We start from the raw sequence: 16,639 nt of genomic DNA on the forward strand, positions 1-16,639 counted from the left end.
ATGCGGCAGGTGCCTAAAGGGTGAAATGAGTTTTTACAAAAGAAAAACAGCCTGAGACAAAACGAAAAACATCTATTTTTTCCAAAGAAAAAATAGATGTTTTTCTGCTTCTATCAGAATTGATTTCCGTTACGGGGACGCTTTCCGGGGGCACGGCCTGAGCCTGTAGTCTCAGGCGTCGTGCTGTTCCCCCAGGAGTCGCCCCTTCACTCCAATCAATTCATATAAGATCAATTTCTTAATAAGAGTATTTCCCTTTTACAAAGAAATTTCTACTTATGTCCCAGCCCCATCTTTCACTAGTGTACGGTCATTTGGTCTGCCAATAAGTTATTGATTTGCTCAATAGGCATTGGTTTATAATAATAATATCCTTGACCAATATTGCACCCTAACTTTTTTAATTCGTTATGTTGGTCTTCAGTTTCAATGCCTTCAGCTACTGAAATCATATTCAAGTTGCCTGAAAGTTGGATAATCGTTTTAATTACTGCATTCATCCGTGGATTGGATAAATTATCGACGAAACTTTTGTCGATTTTAATTTCTTCAAAAGGCAACTCTTGCAAATAACTGAGTGATGAATACCCTACCCCAAAGTCATCAATTGAAGTTGCGACTCCGTAATGCTGCAATTCATTGATGATTTTTTTTGCACGTAAAACGTTGTCCAACTCGACACTTTCGGTAATTTCAAATTTTATATATTTAGGATCAATACTATATTTTTTTATGAGCGCTACTGAACTTTCCACAAACGATGCATTATAAAAATGACTCGGCGAAATATTGATCGATACTTGATACAATTTAAGCCCAGCATCAAGACGGGTTTTTTGCCACTGCAATACTTTCTGGAAAATTACCAGATCTACTTTATAAATATTGCCTGTATTTTCTGCGACAGGAATAAACAAAGCAGGTGAAACGAATCCAAGCTCTGCTGACTCCCAACGCGCCAGAGCTTCAAAACTTTCAATTTCGCCAGTTCTTAAGTTAACCTTAGGCTGGAGCACCGGGAAAAATTCACTGTTCTTTATCCCTCTTGAAAAATGGGATAGTACATTCATTTCCTGCTCTACTGACTCGATTAAACTTTGGTCAAATTTCTTAATTGCTGTGCCATTTACTTTCAGAGCACTCGATAAAGCTGTGTCCGCCCGGTGAACTGCTTCTGTTAACGTTACTTTAGGGCTATAGATAGAAGTTCCGACTTTTAATGTAACGTACACTTCTTTTCTGTCAATATAATAAGGATCCGATAATATTAAATCGACTTCCTTCTGTGGAATACTCATTTCCCGAAGTGATAATCGTGTTGCCACAATAATAGTGGAATGTGTATAACGTGCAATTATAGAGTCCTCAAATGTCGATAAACTTTGAATTCGGTTTGCCAACTGACTTAAAACTTCATCTCCACCACGTCGACCATATAAATCGATTATCGTTTGATATTCACCCGGCTTCACAATATATATATGACCTGCATTTCCTTCAGCAATCATTTCATTTAAGATGATTTTAAATCTTTCAAAATTGTTTAACCCTGATGCAACGTCCTGATAGGCAAGTCGACGAATCGCTTTTTTTTGGTCAAAGTATTTCATTGCTAGCGTTGCAATTGGTGCAATGCGATTTAGGAATTTCAAATCGATATCTTTAGGCTCTATATATTGTTTAAAATACATCGTAAATATTCCGATGATTTTGCCTTCCATATTTAAAATAGGTTCGCCCCACAATGATACTATCTGGTATTTCCCCATTAAATCGCGATATGATTCATAATATACAGACTGTACTATGTCTCCTAGAATAATCGTTTTATGTAATCGCCCCATGTCTCCAGTTCTCATTCCCATTAACAAGGCATTTTCATCAAGCTTATTTAAATCTTTGAACAGTTCTCCATAAATCTTCAGCGAGCGTTCATTGTCGTCTCTTAGAACAATGGAGCAATAACATTCTTTCCAAAAGGTTGTTGCAACCGTATCGCAAATATTCCCCATCACACTTTCAAACGTTTCGCCATTTTCCAAACTAAAATAAACATCACGCTCTAGTTTAATCAATGACTCTATATTCATTGAATCCGTCACATCTCTTAAAGTAAGCACGCAATATTGCAGTTCTCCTTGAGGATTACGCATCGCTAAGTGACTTACATCACTCCAAAATGAAGAGCCATCTTTCCTATAAAGAAAGGAAGAAGTTTTAAATGTAACACCTTTTTCAATGCTCTCCTGAATATCCTTTTCATTTAACAGATCCGTATGCTGACCATGGAGCAAAGAAAGCGTGGAACCAATCATGTCAGTTTCACTATATCCTGTCATATACATAAACATATGATTTACATATTCAATAGTAAAACCTTTTTTTGGATTAATAATCACGACCGCTGAATCAAGTTGACAAGCCATCTGACATAACCAAAAAAACAATTCATCATCACTTAAAATTCGTTTATCAAATTCATTCATAGACAATGTCCTTCCTATTAGTTACCACTTACTGAACAGTATATCAAAATATGTTAGGAATATCGACGGATTTTCTTCCCAATTTATGTTTATAATTCAGCACTATTAAATTGAATATAAAGAAAGAGGCTGTATTAAAAGCTAATTTCACTTTTAACACAGCCCCCTCATATTTAATTTAAGAACAAGAGCCTGGAGTACTGTTACGTACTTTTGAACCAGTCTCACCTTTTAATAAATCTCCGCCCGTTGTAGCAATAACTTCGTCTGTAACATTGTTCGCAATCGCATTCGACACGAGTTGCAATAAACCGTTTACCTCAGTTTGAGATTGTTTAAATTGTTGAACAACTGGTAAATCGTCAATTTCTTGTTCAATACCTGTTATTTTGCCTTCAATCATTTTTAATGCTTTTTCTTTCCCTAAATGCTGGAAGTTTACTGCCTGCTTCTGTAAAGTTTTTAAAGATGCAATTTTTTCACGAACAAATTGATTTTCATTAATTTGCTCTTCTGCTTTTTTGAAAAACTCGACTTCTTCTGTATTGGCAATCATATGGGCAATTTCTTTTGCTTTTTCAATAATTTCATCTTTAGTATACAATTTTGTTGTCATTTTACAAATTCCACCTCTTCGATTACTTCTTCTACAAACTCACCTAACAATGAATATGATTTTGCTTCTAAAATCTTCACTTGTACAAGCTTACCTATATACTTTGGATCTGCTTTGAAGTTTACAAGGCGGTTTTTTCGTGTATAACCAGCTAAAACATCATCTCGTCTTTTACTGCTGCCTTCAACTAAAACTTCTACTGTTTGACCTTCCAAATCTTTTAATGCTTTTGCAGAATACTCTCCAACAACTGCATTAAGACGTTGTAAACGGTCTTTCTTTTCTTCGTCCGTTACATTATCTGTCATTTTCGCTGCAGGTGTGCCTTCACGTGGTGAATAAATATACGTGAATGCCATATCAAAACCTACCTGACGATACAAATCAAGCGTTTCCTGGAACTGTTCTTCCGTTTCGTTTGGATATCCAACGATAATATCAGTCGTTAATGTTACACCTGGAATCGCGGCTTTAATTTTATCTACTAATTGTAAAAAGTGCTCACGAGTGTATTTACGTGCCATGATTTTCAAAATTTCATTCGAACCTGATTGGACAGGCAAATGGATATGATCCACCAAGTTACCACCTTTGGCCAGTACTTCGATCAAGTGATCGTCAAAGTCTCTTGGGTGACTTGTCGTAAAGCGAATACGTGGTATATCAATTTTGCGAAGTTCATCCATTAAATCACCTAAACGATAGTCGATGTCGTCAAAGTCTTTCCCGTAGGCATTTACATTTTGACCTAGAAGCATAATTTCTTTATACCCTTGCGCTGCCAGATCCCGCACTTCCTGAATAATCTCATCAGGTCTACGTGAACGTTCTTTACCTCGCGTATACGGAACTATACAATATGTACAGAATTTGTCGCAACCGTACATAATATTTACCCATGCTTTGATTGAGCCTAGGCGCTTCTTCGGAAGGTTTTCAATTACATCACCCTCTTTTGACCAAACTTCTACAACCATTTCTTTTGACATGTATGCATCGTGTAATATATTTGGCAGACGGTGAATATTGTGTGTTCCAAATACCATATCGACATGCTGGTATTGTTTTAAGATTTTGTTGACGACAGATTCTTCTTGCGACATACATCCACAAACACCAATTAACATTTCTGGATTTTTACGCTTATATTTTAACAGGAAGCCAAGCTCACCGAATACTTTATTTTCTGCATTTTCACGAATAGCGCAAGTATTTAGCAATACAACATCAGCCTCTTCGATTAATTCAGTCGGTGTATAGCCAAGCTGCATGAAAATACCGGCCATTACTTCAGTATCATGCTCATTCATTTGACAGCCGTAAGTGCGGATATAAAACTTACGGTCTTGTCCCATACCTATATACTTTTCATCAATATCAAAATCTTTATGATATTTCACTTCTTCTTTACCGCGTTTTTTTGCATCTTTAAGTGAAGGAGCAGTAAATACTTTTTCAAAATATTTACTATAGTCTTTTTCTTCTTGCTTAATCTGCTGACTAGCTAGTCGTTGTTCCTCATTCATCGACCCAGAGCCCCTCTCATTTATTACATTTACTCATTTCATCATTATAGCGAATTGTTAGTAGTTCCGACAAGTTAGTCCATGAATTGTTTATAACTATTTACATCATTCGTCCGCAAAATTGTAAGAAATGTGACACTTAATTTTATTACTTGTGTCCATTCCATTTCATAATTTGCTTCAAATTGGTGTTTTGGCAAACGTAAAACATCTTGAAACACTGTTTTTGCATCAAGCTCATGCTGTGCTAAATATGCCAGGAAAGCCAAAAACAGCTTATGATCCTCTAATTGTAATTCTTTATTTTCTATTAGAGCATCCACTCTGCCTGCAGGTGAATTGGCACGCTCGAACAGTTTCGTCAGTTCGCTCTCAAGTTTTTCGTTTTTATATTGTAGAAAGTTTAAAATGTCCGTCATAGCATATAGCCCCATTTTAAAAATTGGATTTCATTTCCTTCTTACTGTAGCAGATTAGTAAATATTTCTCACCCAAAAAGCAAAAGGCAGAAAGATTGCTCCATCTGCCTTTTTAAAAACATTATTTACTATCATCCATTTTCAGTACTGCCATAAATGCTTCCTGTGGGACTTCTACTGAACCTACTTGTTTCATACGTTTTTTACCTGCTTTTTGCTTTTCAAGTAGTTTACGTTTACGTGAGATGTCACCACCGTAACATTTTGCAAGTACGTTTTTACCCATTGACTTAATTGTAGAACGGGCAATAATTTTTTGACCGATTGCTGCTTGCACGGGTACTTCAAACTGTTGACGAGGAATTAGTTCTTTTAATTTCTCTACAATCACTTTTCCACGCTCGTATGCGAAGTCTTTGTGCACGATGAAACTTAGTGCATCGACTTGTTCACCATTTAATAAAATATCCATCTTGTTTAATTTCGATGGTTTGTATCCAATTAACTCATAATCGAATGATGCATAGCCTTTTGTATTGGATTTTAAGAAATCGAAGAAGTCGTAAACTATTTCAGCTAATGGCATTTCATAAACGATTTTAACTCGACTATCATCAATGTAATCCATACCTGAGAAGTTTCCGCGTTTTTTCTGGCAAAGCTCCATAACTGCCCCTACGTAATCGTTAGGTACCATTATTGTTGCTTTAACATATGGCTCTTCAATTTCGTCAATCTTTTGTGGATCCGGCATCATTGAAGGGTTATCGACTTTCAATACTGTACCATCCGTTTTTGTTACTTCATAAATAACAGAAGGAGCTGTCGTAATTAAATCAATATTAAATTCACGTTCAATACGCTCCTGGATAATTTCCATATGAAGAAGACCTAAGAATCCGCAACGGAAACCGAAGCCCAATGCTTGAGAAGTTTCTGCTTCATATTGAAGTGCTGAGTCGTTTAATTCCAATTTTTCCAACGCTTCGCGTAAATCATTATATCTCGCTGTATCAATAGGATAAAGACCACAATATACCATCGGGTTTAACTTACGATACCCTGGTAGCGGCTCTGTCGCTGCACGACTGCCGGCATAAGTTACCGTATCACCAACGCGTGTGTCCTGTACATTTTTAATTGATGCAGTTAAATAGCCTACATCGCCAACAGTTAATTCAGCTTGAGGTATTGCTTTAGGTGTATGAATGCCCACCTCGATAACTTCAAACTCGGCACCAGTTGCCATCATTTTAATTGTATCGCCTGCTTTTACTGTTCCATTTACGATACGAATGCTGATAATAACCCCTTTATAAGCATCATAAACTGAGTCAAAAATTAATGCTTGTAATGGTGCATCAGGATCTCCCTGTGGTGCTGGTACTTTTTCAACAATTTGCTCTAAAATATCTTGGATCCCAATACCAGCTTTTGCAGATGCAAGTACTGCTTCAGATGCATCAAGACCAATAACATCCTCCACTTCCTGGCGAACACGCTCAGGATCTGCAGCTGGTAAATCGATTTTATTGATTACCGGTAAGATTTCCAGATCATTATCCAATGCTAAATATACGTTTGCCAATGTTTGTGCTTCAATTCCCTGTGCTGCATCCACAACTAAAATGGCACCTTCACAAGCCGCTAACGATCGCGATACTTCATATGTGAAATCGACGTGACCAGGTGTATCGATTAAATGGAATGTATAGATCTCTCCATTTTTAGCATTATATTTTAACTGTACGGCATTTAATTTAATCGTAATTCCGCGCTCGCGCTCCAAATCCATTGAGTCTAATAGCTGTGATTTCATTTCACGCTGTGTAACTGTTTGTGTTGATTCTAAAAGACGGTCTGCTAAAGTTGATTTCCCGTGGTCGATATGTGCAATAATCGAGAAATTTCGGATATTTTCTTGACGTTTTAAACGTTGTTCTCGGTTCATGTATAATTCCTCTCCTAATTAGAAAAAACACCTGAGCCCATTATGGGTTGGTGTCACTACGTATGTAGATTATCATCCATTTACTTTTCTACTAAAATACAGCCTCTATATCCATCAAATTTGAAAGTAATGGAACAATAGAGGCTTTCTTAATTTAAATTATACTATGAATCGTAGTAAAACGACAACAGCGAACCTTCAACTGCCATAGGAAAAACGCATTTCGCTCAGACTCCTGCGAAATGCGCTTTTACATATTTGAGTAAGGAGTAGTGTTTAAGTTCCTTTTAAGAATGCACTACTCACTTTCATTTTATAAAATTCCCTCTAAAATAATTACACCGCCGCTTCAACAAATGCGAGTCGGATGGCCTGCGCTAATACAGCCATTGTTCGGTGAAGTTCTTCTTCCGTATTGTCAATACCGCCAAGTTCAATCAGCAACATATTCGGTGCAAGATCCTGGTTATAAACGCCATTCACATGATCCCCTTGTTGTTTTAATATGCCGCGTGAAATACCAGGTAACATGTTATTTAACTGTTTATCCAGCATAGTTGCATACGCTAAATTTGCTTCATATGCAGGGTGTTCCGCCCCCACGACAAATGCCACTTTTGCATAGCTTTCCTCATTCACTGTATGTGTAGTAGCCTTTTTCGGAACTGCATCACGATGAAAATCAATTACCAGTCCGTATTCACGCTCTTCCAAATATTGTTTTAATATAGGGCGAGCAACTTTGTAGGCTTGAGGTAATCTTGCATCCACTAACTTCATTTCGTTCATTACATCAACATCAACAACATGTGGTGTGATTTCGTTTAATTCGAAATAATACTGCATCATTTGCTGTAATGAGAAAATATTCATTTCCTCATCATATACTGCCTGCATCCCTTTAGTTTGTTTAACAATCGGCTTATACGACTCGTGAGAATGTGTAAACATCAGTAATACATTAAATGGATCTGGATTATACGGCGGTTCTTCGACTACTATTGGTAGCGGTTCTGCTGCAGCATAGACGACGTGTGTATTTTCAGGTTTTTTTGTGGACATTTCATTATTTGGAAAAGGGAATTGCCCAATAATGATAGGCAGTGAAAATAAAAATAAGAACAATAATGAGAAGCGTTTTAGTTTCCGCAAACACATCACCCTTTCTCCAATACAATATGGGGAAAGAGCAAAACTTAGAACGTATAACTAGTTTTTAGTGTATCTAAAATTTATTCTTTTCTAATTTTAAGTAGATTGTTTTTGCTCTATCCATTTAAACAAACTTTCCCCTAACAAAAATGCATATTGACTCAACCAAAAATCAACTTCTTTTGGTGTAACCATAAGTCGTTCAGGATGGGTACTAAATACTTCTTCAAATAATTGTCTACGATCTTCTGTCGGCCAAGTCGCCCATTGTCCGAAAATCGGCTCCACTTTCGATAAATCCACTTCTTCATTTACAGGTGTCCAATTTGTTACAGATAACTTCCCGGAAGGTTTCCCCTTTTCTTGTATTTTTGCTGCGATTGACCTGAAAGCAACATCAATTGCATCTGCAATTAATATCGGTGCCTCTACGACCGTTGGAATCCCGATAGCTGTAACAGGTACACCTAGAACTTCCTTGGAAATTTCCTTTCGGTGGTTACCTACACCCCCACCTGGATGAATACCAGTATCCGTTAATTGAATAGTCCTACATAAACGTGCACTGCCACTTGTTGCAAGTGCATCAATTATAATTACTAGCGATGGCTTTATTTTTTCTGTTAAAGCATGAATATAATCACTCGTTTCAAATCCGGTTTGTCCCGTTACGCCTGGCGCATATAAAATAAATTTAGGCTCCTGCAGTTCCGATTGCTTTTTATGCATTGCATCAATAGTATATGGACCAATTGCATCTGGTGTAATCGTCTTATTTCCTAAGCCTATGACTAAAATTTTTGATTCTGCAGTAATTTTTAAATCTTTATGCAAGTCATGTAAATAATGGATTAGTGATTCCTGTAGTTGCGAAAAGCCATGTTGGTCTTCCGAAGTCAACGTAGGTATCGATAATGTAATATACACTCCTTGTTTTTTACTAATTTGCTCTTGCCCAGCCGCATTTACTTCAACCTTTGTAATTTTTACTCGGTTTTGTTGCGACTCCTCCATATGAACGCCACGTTCATGCTTTAATTTTTCCTTATCCGCAGGCGTTTGTTGAAGCAGTACTCCAGCTGTTTCATCAATTAAATCTGTGCGATTCCAATCTACTTTTTTCATAATTGCACCTCCACATTCCAGTTTGTTCAAACTGTCAAGTAAATATTCTTTGCGTTTATGTATTGCAATTCTTTCAATCCTTTGGTAGAATGATTTTTGTTGTATTGACACATGAAACAGTGAGAAAATACTCATCTCGTACCTAAATCTAGGAGGTGAAAGAAATGCCAAACATTAAATCTGCTATTAAACGTGTAAAAGTTAACGAAAAAGCAAACGCTGCTAACGTACAAGCAAAATCTGCTATGCGTACTACAGTTAAAAAAGCTGAACAAGCGATCGCTACAGGTGCTGAAAACACTCAAGAATTAGTAGTTGCTGCTTCTAAAGCATTAGATAAAGCTGCTTCTAAAGGTCTTATTCACAAAAACGCGGCTTCTCGTAAAAAGTCTCGTTTAGCGAAAAAAGCTTAATTGTAAACTTATAAAGCCAACTGCGCATTTTGTGCAGTTGGCTTTTTTCGTATAATATAACTAGATTTATAAAACGCTACTATTATGATACATAATAAGACAGGGATATCCCACTTCAAAAAATATATAAAAAACTTTTCCTATAGCTTCTTCAATAAAAATAGTTCCAAGTGGCGTTCGCGATTGCCACCTGTAGTTTTTAGTTGAAGATCCACTTCCGCCAGACTATACAGTGCTTGAAGTAATCGTTGATCCGTTGGACGGCTTCTTTGATTCGAAATAATTTGAACACGGTAAGGATGAATTTTAAGTTGCTTTGCAATTTGTTGCTGATGATAGCCTTTTTTTTGTAAATAAAAAACCTGTGTCATTGTTCGGATATTATTTGCAAGTAACCCAACAAGCTTGATCGGTTCTTCTTTTTGACGCAATAAATCATGATATATTTTAAGTGCCTCTTCCTGATTATGCTCCAAATAGGCATTTAGCATTTTGAAAGCGTCATGTTCAAGTGTCTTCGCTACTAAATCTTCCACAAGCTCATGTGTAATTTCTAACTCTTCCCCTAAATACAGTGCCATCTTTTCTATTTCCATTTGAAGTTGAAGCATATTAGGTCCAACCATTTCAAGCAACTTTCCTATCGCTTCATCCGTAATGGCTTTCCCATGAATACTCGCTTCATTTTGCACCCAAACATTTAAATCATTATTTTGAGGTGTTTGCGCAAGGATAACCGTACATTTATCCTTCATAAGCTTCGTGATTTTTTTTCGTTCATCCAATTTTTCGTAGGGAGCTATAAATACCGTAATTGCAGTATCGGTAGGATGCTCGAGCCAGCTTTCAAGACGTTTTAAGTCATGTTCGATCTTTTCTTTTCCTTTTTCAGTGGCTTTTAAAAAAGATGTATTTTTGGCGATTATCAGTTTGCGTTCTGAAAAAAACGGGATTGTGTCCGCTTCATCAATGACATAATCTATCGGTTGTTCATTTAAATCAAAGGTCATCACTTCTGCTTCTTCCTCTTTTTGAAGTACAGATTTCAATTGCTTTATTGTTTCATCTATAAAATAAGATTCTTCTCCTACAAGCAAGTAAACCGGTGCGAAATTCCCTTTTTTAAAATCCTGCCATATTTTTGTTATCATCTGGGGAACCTCCTTTACTTTCGTATTTCTTAGTATAACATTTTTTAATTAATTGAGAATGTACAGATTCACTTACAATCCCGAAGAACTGGATAAAATAACAAGCTAATTACTTTGTGGACTTTTCTTGAAATTTACACTTATCATTATCACCAATAAAAGGAATAATTAGCATTTCATATAGCATTTTTAATTAGATTATTCTATAATGATTGGAGATTAGGAGGGATACTTATGGCAGGACATCAAGATCCAAACTATGTAACTGAAAACCCATTTGAAGGTCGTGGCCGTGCGATGAATGGTAACGACTTCCCAGATGCTGGTTACGGTTTCGTAGTTGGTGGCGGTTTCTTTATTACAATGTTTATCATTGCAATTATTGTAGAAGCAGCTACACGTATGTAATCCTAAAATGGAGTGATTTCTATGTAAATAATAGAAATCACTCCATTTTTATGGTTCATCACCATAAGTTGGGGATGGCAAAATTGAAAAAATAATATTTTCTAATTAAGTCCGTTCTGCTACGCTACGGGGAAAACGCGTTGAAGCAAGTGTTTTTGAAGCTCGCGTCCGTTGTACTTCGTTCCGGGGCAGGCTTTCCGGGCGGCGTGGCTCCAAAACTTTTGTAAAAAGGCTTTGCGACGAAAGCGGCAGCGACAGGAGCAACTATTTTCCGCGCACGCTTAATCGCCAAGGAGTCCGCCCCTACACTTCGCACAACTCTTTTCGTTGAAGCGAGTATTTTGGCGGCTCACCTTCCGCTCCGTGTCACTCTACTTGGGATAAAGTAAATTTCTGCAAAAAATGAAGATATAAAACATAGCATTTCCGCTCTCTTCCGCCTCGCGATAGCGCAAGCGGCTTGATTGGGTGTTTTTTACTTCACTTTATAACGTGGGCAAAATTTTGGGGTTGGTGGGCCTCGCAAACGGCAATCATTCAAGTGAAATTTTATTAGAAAGCAACCCTATTTTATGGTGATGAGCCATTTTTATTGCAAATAAATTGAATTCGATTTTTCTATTGCCATCTCACCTTTTTTTATCGTTACTTCTATCGTTCCGTCCATTCCAGTTGTTGCGTGTGGGATATTGTATGATTCAAAACGATTTACTACATCAATATGCGGATGATTGTACCGATTGTTTTCTCCAGCCATAAACACTGCAAATTTCGGTTTTGTCAGCGCAACAAACTCTTCAATGCTCGAAGTTTTGCTCCCATGATGACCGGCCTTTAACAAATCAATATTCCTTAGCTTTTCTGTATATAATTGAATTAATTGCTGTTCACCTTCTTTTTCAAGATCTCCTGTAAACAGTGCCTTATACTGATTATACGTTACCAGAATAACAAGCGAATCATTATTCCCTTCGTATTCAATATCAGCAGGCCATAAATACTCAAATGTCGTCGTACCAACGTTCCAGTAATCTCCTGCCATCTTTTCAATTAGTTTTGTATTTGTATGCTTCAGTTCCTTTAAAAAATCATTCATTACCGGCTTTGAAATCGAGCCTGGTGTCACATGTACCTCTTTCACAAGCACCTCTCGCAGAACTTCTTCAGCCCCTTCAACATGGTCGGCATCGGCATGAGATAATACAAATGTATCAATCGATTGTATGCCGCGGCCTTTTAAATAAGGTACTACTATTTGCCGCCCCACCTCATAAGGCGTTTGACGCTCTTTCCATTTTTCCTGATCAAATCTCAATAATCCTCCCGCATCAATCACTATAACGGATTTCCGATAAGGTAATTCAATAACAATACAGTCCCCCTGCCCTACATTTACAAAGGCAATTTTCAAATCATTATGCCAATAGGACTGGAAGTGAAAAACCAATGCAGGTAGAACCAATAGGACCATTGCCTTTACTGTTGCTTGTTTATCGAGCAAATAAAAGGTAATGAAAACGGAGCTGTATAAGAAGATCAACCAATAGATGGATGGTTTTCCCGGGTTCCACATTTGAATAATTGGCTGTTGAATGAGGAATATAAAGTTTGTAAGTGCCGTTCGCAATGGTTCATATAGGAGAAAAATAAAAGAATCAAACGGGAGTGGTAAAAAGGTAAAAATTAAAACGATAAGATTAATCGGCAGGATAACAAAAGAAAAAAGTGGCACGAAAAAGATATTCGCTATTAAAGAAGAAAGACTGATTTCAAAAAAGTGAAAAAGTAACAATGGGTAAACGAGGATTTGACAAACAAAGGTAATAAAAAAGGATTGAACCAAAAAATTAGAATACCGCGCTAAAATCCGACTAGAATAGACTAGACTGTATGTAGCTAAATAGGAAAGTTGGAAACCTACTTGAAAAATAACACCGGGCTCCAATAGGACAAAGAAGATAAAACTTAGTGACAGGGCATCATCCATTGGGATATTCCACCGGAAATACCGGGCTAGCATTATAAATTCCACAACACTTACTGCACGCCATATTGATGGAGCACCGCCTGCTACAATCGCATACATCGGTAATATAGCAAGAAGTAGAATTGTGGCTGGTTCTCTACGAATGCCCAGGCGTAATAATAACTGAAAAAATAGGAAAGAAACGAGGGCAACATGCAGACCGGATATCGCAAATAAATGTGTAATCCCTAGCTTTTGGTACGCTCTATTTAATTCATCATCGACATTATGCTGTAAACCGATTAAAAGGGCCTGTGCTTCAGCAACAAGCGAAGGAGGAAATGTCTCTTCTATATGGCGTTTTAATTGAAAACGCTGTTCATATAAAGGCTGTAACAATGAGTTCTCCTTATCCATAAATGTTAGTTGGCGAATTTCGATAATTCCCCGAGCATTTTTACTTTGTAAATAATGAGCCATAGAAAAGCCATAGCGGTGTGCGGGAATAGATGGGGATACTTGCTCCCCGACAACAAAAAAATTCGAACCAGCGAGTTGCTGGGCTTCCAGGAGTTGCTTTTCCTGTTCACTTTTTATTTCGTAGGTTACATATAGCTTTTCGCCTTCTGCATTGGTCATAAAACCTCGCAGCATAACGCCATTAATTCTGTATTCATCTGACCATGTCAAAATTGCTGGAAGTTCTACCGGCACTAAAAGCTTGTTTACCTCATGAGAGAAAAAAAGATAACTCACAATTCCCGTAGAAAAAATAAAGACGAGATGTATTTTGAGGAAACACTTATAATGACAAAATAACAACAAAATAACTAATAATACAAGTAGCCTTATCGATTCAAATGCAGCAATTGCACTAATACAAATCGACAAGGCATAAAATATCCACTTATGCTTGAACAAGTTTACCAAATAAAGCATGCATCTTCTCCTCTAAAGGGAGCAACTGTTCATTACTTGCACCTAACTCACGAAGCTTCTCGAGCATTTCAAATGTTAAGGAAAACTTTTCATCTTGCAGAAAATCTATTTTTGCTTCATCGAATGGGATGTGCTGAACATGGACATCAGCCTTCTTAAATAGTTCCAAAGCATATACATTATTTTTATAATCTTTGGCATAGTACACGTTTTTAATTCCTGCTTGAATAATCGTCTTCGAACAAGGCAAGCATGGGAAATGCGTCACATAAAGGTCCGCCCCATTTGCTGGTGTACCATATTTCGCACACTGCAACAGCGCATTCGTTTCGGCATGGACTGTTCTGACACAATGATTGTCCACTACATAGCACCCTTCTTCAATACAGTGTTCATCACCGGAGATTGATCCATTGTATCCACCGGCAATAATACGCTTCTCTCTCACAATAGTTGCCCCTACTGCAAGACGGGCACATGTACTTCTTAATGCAAGTAAATGGCTTTGTGCCATAAAAAATTGATCCCAAGTAATTCGCTCCATATGATAACCCCCAAAAATTATATCACTTATCAGTTTATACATAGTTCGAACCATTCGCAATGTATGATTTTTTGAAATTTCACTTTATTTTACATCAATAAGGTCCTTCAACTGCTCAAATGTTTTATCCCCGATGCCAGTTACCTGTTTTAAATCATCTACTGTTTGGAAATTTCCGTGTTCTGATCGATGCTGTATAATTGCGCTAGCTTTTGAAGGTCCTATACCCGGCAATTGGGTTAACTCTGATTCAGCCGCTTTATTTATGTTAATTTTTCCAGAGCTGTTACCACTGCTTGTTGAATTTGTTTCAGTCATTTGCAGAAGCAGCTCCATTTCTTCCAATGCATCTTCACTAGAATTAGGAATATAGACAACCATTTCATCATGTAATTTCTGCGCATGGTTAATAAGTATTGGATTTGCATCATCCGTATAGCCCCCTGCCGCTTGAATTGCATCGACAATTCGCTGCTCTTCTGTCAAGGTATAAACACCCGGATATTTTACTGCGCCTTTTACATCAACAATAATTGTTTGTGGAGTGTCTTCCATTTCTGTTTCCGGAATATTTGGAGTAGAGCCAATAGTAGCCAAGGCCATTTGGTCAATTGTTTCAATTGTAGCACTGTTCGAGGAATCTTGAATAAAAAAGAAATAGACAACTATTACCGCAAGTACACTACCAAAAATAGTGATTTGCTTTTTATACTTCTCCACAAATGGCTGCAAATTAAAAAACACCCTTTCATAAAGAAGGTTTTATATATGGAGCTTACTTCCACTATACAAATTTCACTTCTTTATGAAAAGGTATTTCATCTAAAACTGCCGAAACATTCTTTTTCGGGCATTTTATTTATTTTACAGCACGGATAAAAATACGTTCACTTTCTTCAGTCGGCTCGGCTTTTGTCCAATCAGCCGAAACCTCGACATGTGAGAAACCAATTTCTTTTAGCCAAATAATATATTGTTCATAGTTAAAAGTTCTTTGAAAGTGTTCTTCATCAAATCGTTCATATAAACCATTTTCTGTCTGTAAGAAAAATGTCATTTGATGATAGACTGAATGTGGATACTCCCCATGCTCTGTATGCCATACATAGGAAATATCTCCGTCATCATACGTAAATGGACCGTCTAAGAAAATAGCGTCCATCTTATATAACGAGTGCACATCAAAAAATAATTGTCCTCCAGTACGAAGACTTTCAAAAATCCGTTTTAATGTTTCGATGACTTGATGTTCTTCTTTTACGTAATTAATCGAATCTATTGGAATGATTGCCACATCCAAGTCACTGAAACCGTCTAGTTCGTCCATCGACATTGCATAAAGTGGTATTGTAACCCCATTGACATCCATACGAGCACTTGCAATCGAAAGCATTTCCTCAGATAAATCGATACCTGATACATTGTAGCCTGCTTGATGCAATAATAAAGCAAGTGTTCCCGTACCACAGCCAATATCCAATAAATTTTTATAGTTCTGTGCAGGGGCATGCGATTGAATCCACTCCACATATTCCGCGTACGGGATATCTGTCATCAATTCATCGTATACTTCTGCAAAACGCTCATAACTATTCATTGTCAGCTTGTGGTGCGTCTAATTGTGCTGCATCTCCCCATAAACGCTCCAAGTTATAGTATGCACGCTCATCTTTGTGGAAAATATGCGCAACAACATCACCCATATCAACTAAAATCCAACGAGCTGTATCAAAGCCTTCCAATTTACGAACAGTGTAGCCCGCTTCTTCAGCTTTTTCTTTAATTTCTCTTGCAATAGCCTGTACTTGGCGTTCTGAACTACCTTCTGCAATGATGAAGTAGTCAGCTAATAAAGAAATCCCCTGCATATTTAGGGCAACAATATCTTCCCCGCGCTTGTCATCTATTGCTTTGTACGTAATATTTAATAACGTTTCATTCAT

The 16,639-nt window shown here is 37.2% G+C and carries 15 protein-coding genes; 2 read left to right on the plus strand and 13 right to left on the minus strand.

Going from position 1 to position 16,639, the window contains the following annotated elements; translation table 11 throughout:
- Window positions 1-299 precede the first annotated feature (299 nt).
- The 7 genes from NYE67_RS12955 to gpr all read right to left on the minus strand — a co-directional run bounded on the left by NYE67_RS12955 (window position 300) and on the right by gpr (window position 9,275).
- Window positions 300-2,486, minus strand: coding sequence for an EAL domain-containing protein (locus tag NYE67_RS12955; RefSeq protein WP_340730271.1), 2,187 nt, complete (start codon window positions 2,484-2,486; stop codon window positions 300-302).
- A 178-nt stretch (window positions 2,487-2,664) separates the two neighbouring features.
- The gene (locus tag NYE67_RS12960; protein WP_191700290.1) at window positions 2,665-3,102 is read right to left on the minus strand and encodes a RicAFT regulatory complex protein RicA family protein; all 438 of its coding nucleotides are present in this window, start codon (window positions 3,100-3,102) and stop codon (window positions 2,665-2,667) included.
- On the minus strand, window positions 3,099-4,628 hold the full coding sequence (miaB, locus tag NYE67_RS12965; RefSeq protein WP_340730272.1) for a tRNA (N6-isopentenyl adenosine(37)-C2)-methylthiotransferase MiaB: 1,530 nt from the start codon (window positions 4,626-4,628) through the stop codon (window positions 3,099-3,101). The genes NYE67_RS12960 and miaB overlap by 4 nt, the downstream gene beginning before the upstream one ends.
- Window positions 4,629-4,702: 74 nt before the next feature.
- Window positions 4,703-5,047, minus strand: a complete 345-nt coding sequence (locus NYE67_RS12970) for a hypothetical protein (protein WP_340728502.1) — start codon at window positions 5,045-5,047, stop codon at window positions 4,703-4,705.
- A gap of 121 nt (window positions 5,048-5,168) precedes the next feature.
- Window positions 5,169-6,998: a translation elongation factor 4 gene (gene lepA, locus NYE67_RS12975; RefSeq protein ID WP_340728503.1), complete on the minus strand. Its 1,830-nt coding sequence runs from the start codon at window positions 6,996-6,998 to the stop codon at window positions 5,169-5,171.
- Window positions 6,999-7,334: 336 nt separating this feature from the next.
- A complete protein-coding gene (gene spoIIP / locus NYE67_RS12980; protein WP_340728504.1) occupies window positions 7,335-8,156 on the minus strand; it encodes a stage II sporulation protein P in 822 nt (273 codons plus the stop codon).
- A 90-nt stretch (window positions 8,157-8,246) separates the two neighbouring features.
- Window positions 8,247-9,275 (minus strand): GPR endopeptidase, encoded by a 1,029-nt coding sequence (gpr, locus tag NYE67_RS12985; protein ID WP_191700295.1) that lies wholly within the window; start codon window positions 9,273-9,275, stop codon window positions 8,247-8,249.
- A 164-nt stretch (window positions 9,276-9,439) separates the two neighbouring features.
- On the opposite strand from gpr, the gene rpsT reads away from it, so the two are divergent.
- Entirely contained in the window at window positions 9,440-9,688 is a 249-nt protein-coding gene (gene rpsT, locus NYE67_RS12990) for a 30S ribosomal protein S20 (RefSeq protein WP_191700296.1), read from the plus strand.
- A gap of 140 nt (window positions 9,689-9,828) precedes the next feature.
- On the opposite strand, the gene holA is transcribed toward rpsT, so the two are convergent.
- On the minus strand, window positions 9,829-10,839 hold the full coding sequence (gene holA, locus NYE67_RS12995; RefSeq protein ID WP_340728505.1) for a DNA polymerase III subunit delta: 1,011 nt from the start codon (window positions 10,837-10,839) through the stop codon (window positions 9,829-9,831).
- Between the two features lie 234 nt (window positions 10,840-11,073).
- Between holA and NYE67_RS13000 the strand changes: the two genes are divergently transcribed.
- Window positions 11,074-11,247 carry a YqzM family protein gene (locus tag NYE67_RS13000; protein WP_340728506.1) on the plus strand — a complete coding sequence of 58 codons (174 nt, stop codon included), beginning with the start codon at window positions 11,074-11,076 and terminating at the stop codon, window positions 11,245-11,247.
- A 589-nt stretch (window positions 11,248-11,836) separates the two neighbouring features.
- On the opposite strand, the gene NYE67_RS13005 is transcribed toward NYE67_RS13000, so the two are convergent.
- The 5 genes from NYE67_RS13005 to rsfS form a co-directional block, all read right to left on the minus strand.
- The gene (locus tag NYE67_RS13005; RefSeq protein ID WP_340728507.1) at window positions 11,837-13,927 is read right to left on the minus strand and encodes a DNA internalization-related competence protein ComEC/Rec2; all 2,091 of its coding nucleotides are present in this window, start codon (window positions 13,925-13,927) and stop codon (window positions 11,837-11,839) included.
- A 193-nt stretch (window positions 13,928-14,120) separates the two neighbouring features.
- Window positions 14,121-14,696: a ComE operon protein 2 gene (locus tag NYE67_RS13010; protein ID WP_340728508.1), complete on the minus strand. Its 576-nt coding sequence runs from the start codon at window positions 14,694-14,696 to the stop codon at window positions 14,121-14,123.
- Window positions 14,697-14,780: 84 nt separating this feature from the next.
- Window positions 14,781-15,416 carry a helix-hairpin-helix domain-containing protein gene (locus NYE67_RS13015; RefSeq protein ID WP_340728509.1) on the minus strand — a complete coding sequence of 212 codons (636 nt, stop codon included), beginning with the start codon at window positions 15,414-15,416 and terminating at the stop codon, window positions 14,781-14,783.
- A 139-nt stretch (window positions 15,417-15,555) separates the two neighbouring features.
- The gene (locus tag NYE67_RS13020; RefSeq protein WP_340728510.1) at window positions 15,556-16,293 is read right to left on the minus strand and encodes a class I SAM-dependent DNA methyltransferase; all 738 of its coding nucleotides are present in this window, start codon (window positions 16,291-16,293) and stop codon (window positions 15,556-15,558) included.
- A complete protein-coding gene (rsfS, locus tag NYE67_RS13025) occupies window positions 16,286-16,639 on the minus strand; it encodes a ribosome silencing factor (RefSeq protein ID WP_191700303.1) in 354 nt (117 codons plus the stop codon). The genes NYE67_RS13020 and rsfS overlap by 8 nt, the downstream gene beginning before the upstream one ends.

Source organism: Solibacillus sp. FSL W8-0474 (assembly GCF_038004065.1).
GTDB lineage: Bacteria > Bacillota > Bacilli > Bacillales_A > Planococcaceae > Solibacillus > Solibacillus faecavium.

Coding starts and splice junctions, on each gene's coding strand:
- spoIIP (WP_340728504.1), bottom strand. CDS start 8,156: ATGTGTTTGCGGAAACTAAAACGCTTCTCATTATTGTTCTTATTTTTA.
- rpsT (WP_191700296.1), top strand. CDS start 9,440: ATGCCAAACATTAAATCTGCTATTAAACGTGTAAAAGTTAACGAAAAA.
- NYE67_RS13020 (WP_340728510.1), bottom strand. CDS start 16,293: ATGAATAGTTATGAGCGTTTTGCAGAAGTATACGATGAATTGATGACA.
- holA (WP_340728505.1), bottom strand. CDS start 10,839: ATGATAACAAAAATATGGCAGGATTTTAAAAAAGGGAATTTCGCACCG.
- NYE67_RS13000 (WP_340728506.1), top strand. CDS start 11,074: ATGGCAGGACATCAAGATCCAAACTATGTAACTGAAAACCCATTTGAA.
- gpr (WP_191700295.1), bottom strand. CDS start 9,275: ATGAAAAAAGTAGATTGGAATCGCACAGATTTAATTGATGAAACAGCT.
- NYE67_RS12970 (WP_340728502.1), bottom strand. CDS start 5,047: ATGACGGACATTTTAAACTTTCTACAATATAAAAACGAAAAACTTGAG.
- miaB (WP_340730272.1), bottom strand. CDS start 4,628: ATGAATGAGGAACAACGACTAGCTAGTCAGCAGATTAAGCAAGAAGAA.
- NYE67_RS12960 (WP_191700290.1), bottom strand. CDS start 3,102: ATGACAACAAAATTGTATACTAAAGATGAAATTATTGAAAAAGCAAAA.
- NYE67_RS13010 (WP_340728508.1), bottom strand. CDS start 14,696: ATGGAGCGAATTACTTGGGATCAATTTTTTATGGCACAAAGCCATTTA.
- lepA (WP_340728503.1), bottom strand. CDS start 6,998: ATGAACCGAGAACAACGTTTAAAACGTCAAGAAAATATCCGAAATTTC.
- NYE67_RS12955 (WP_340730271.1), bottom strand. CDS start 2,486: ATGAATGAATTTGATAAACGAATTTTAAGTGATGATGAATTGTTTTTT.
- rsfS (WP_191700303.1), bottom strand. CDS start 16,639: ATGAATGAAACGTTATTAAATATTACGTACAAAGCAATAGATGACAAG.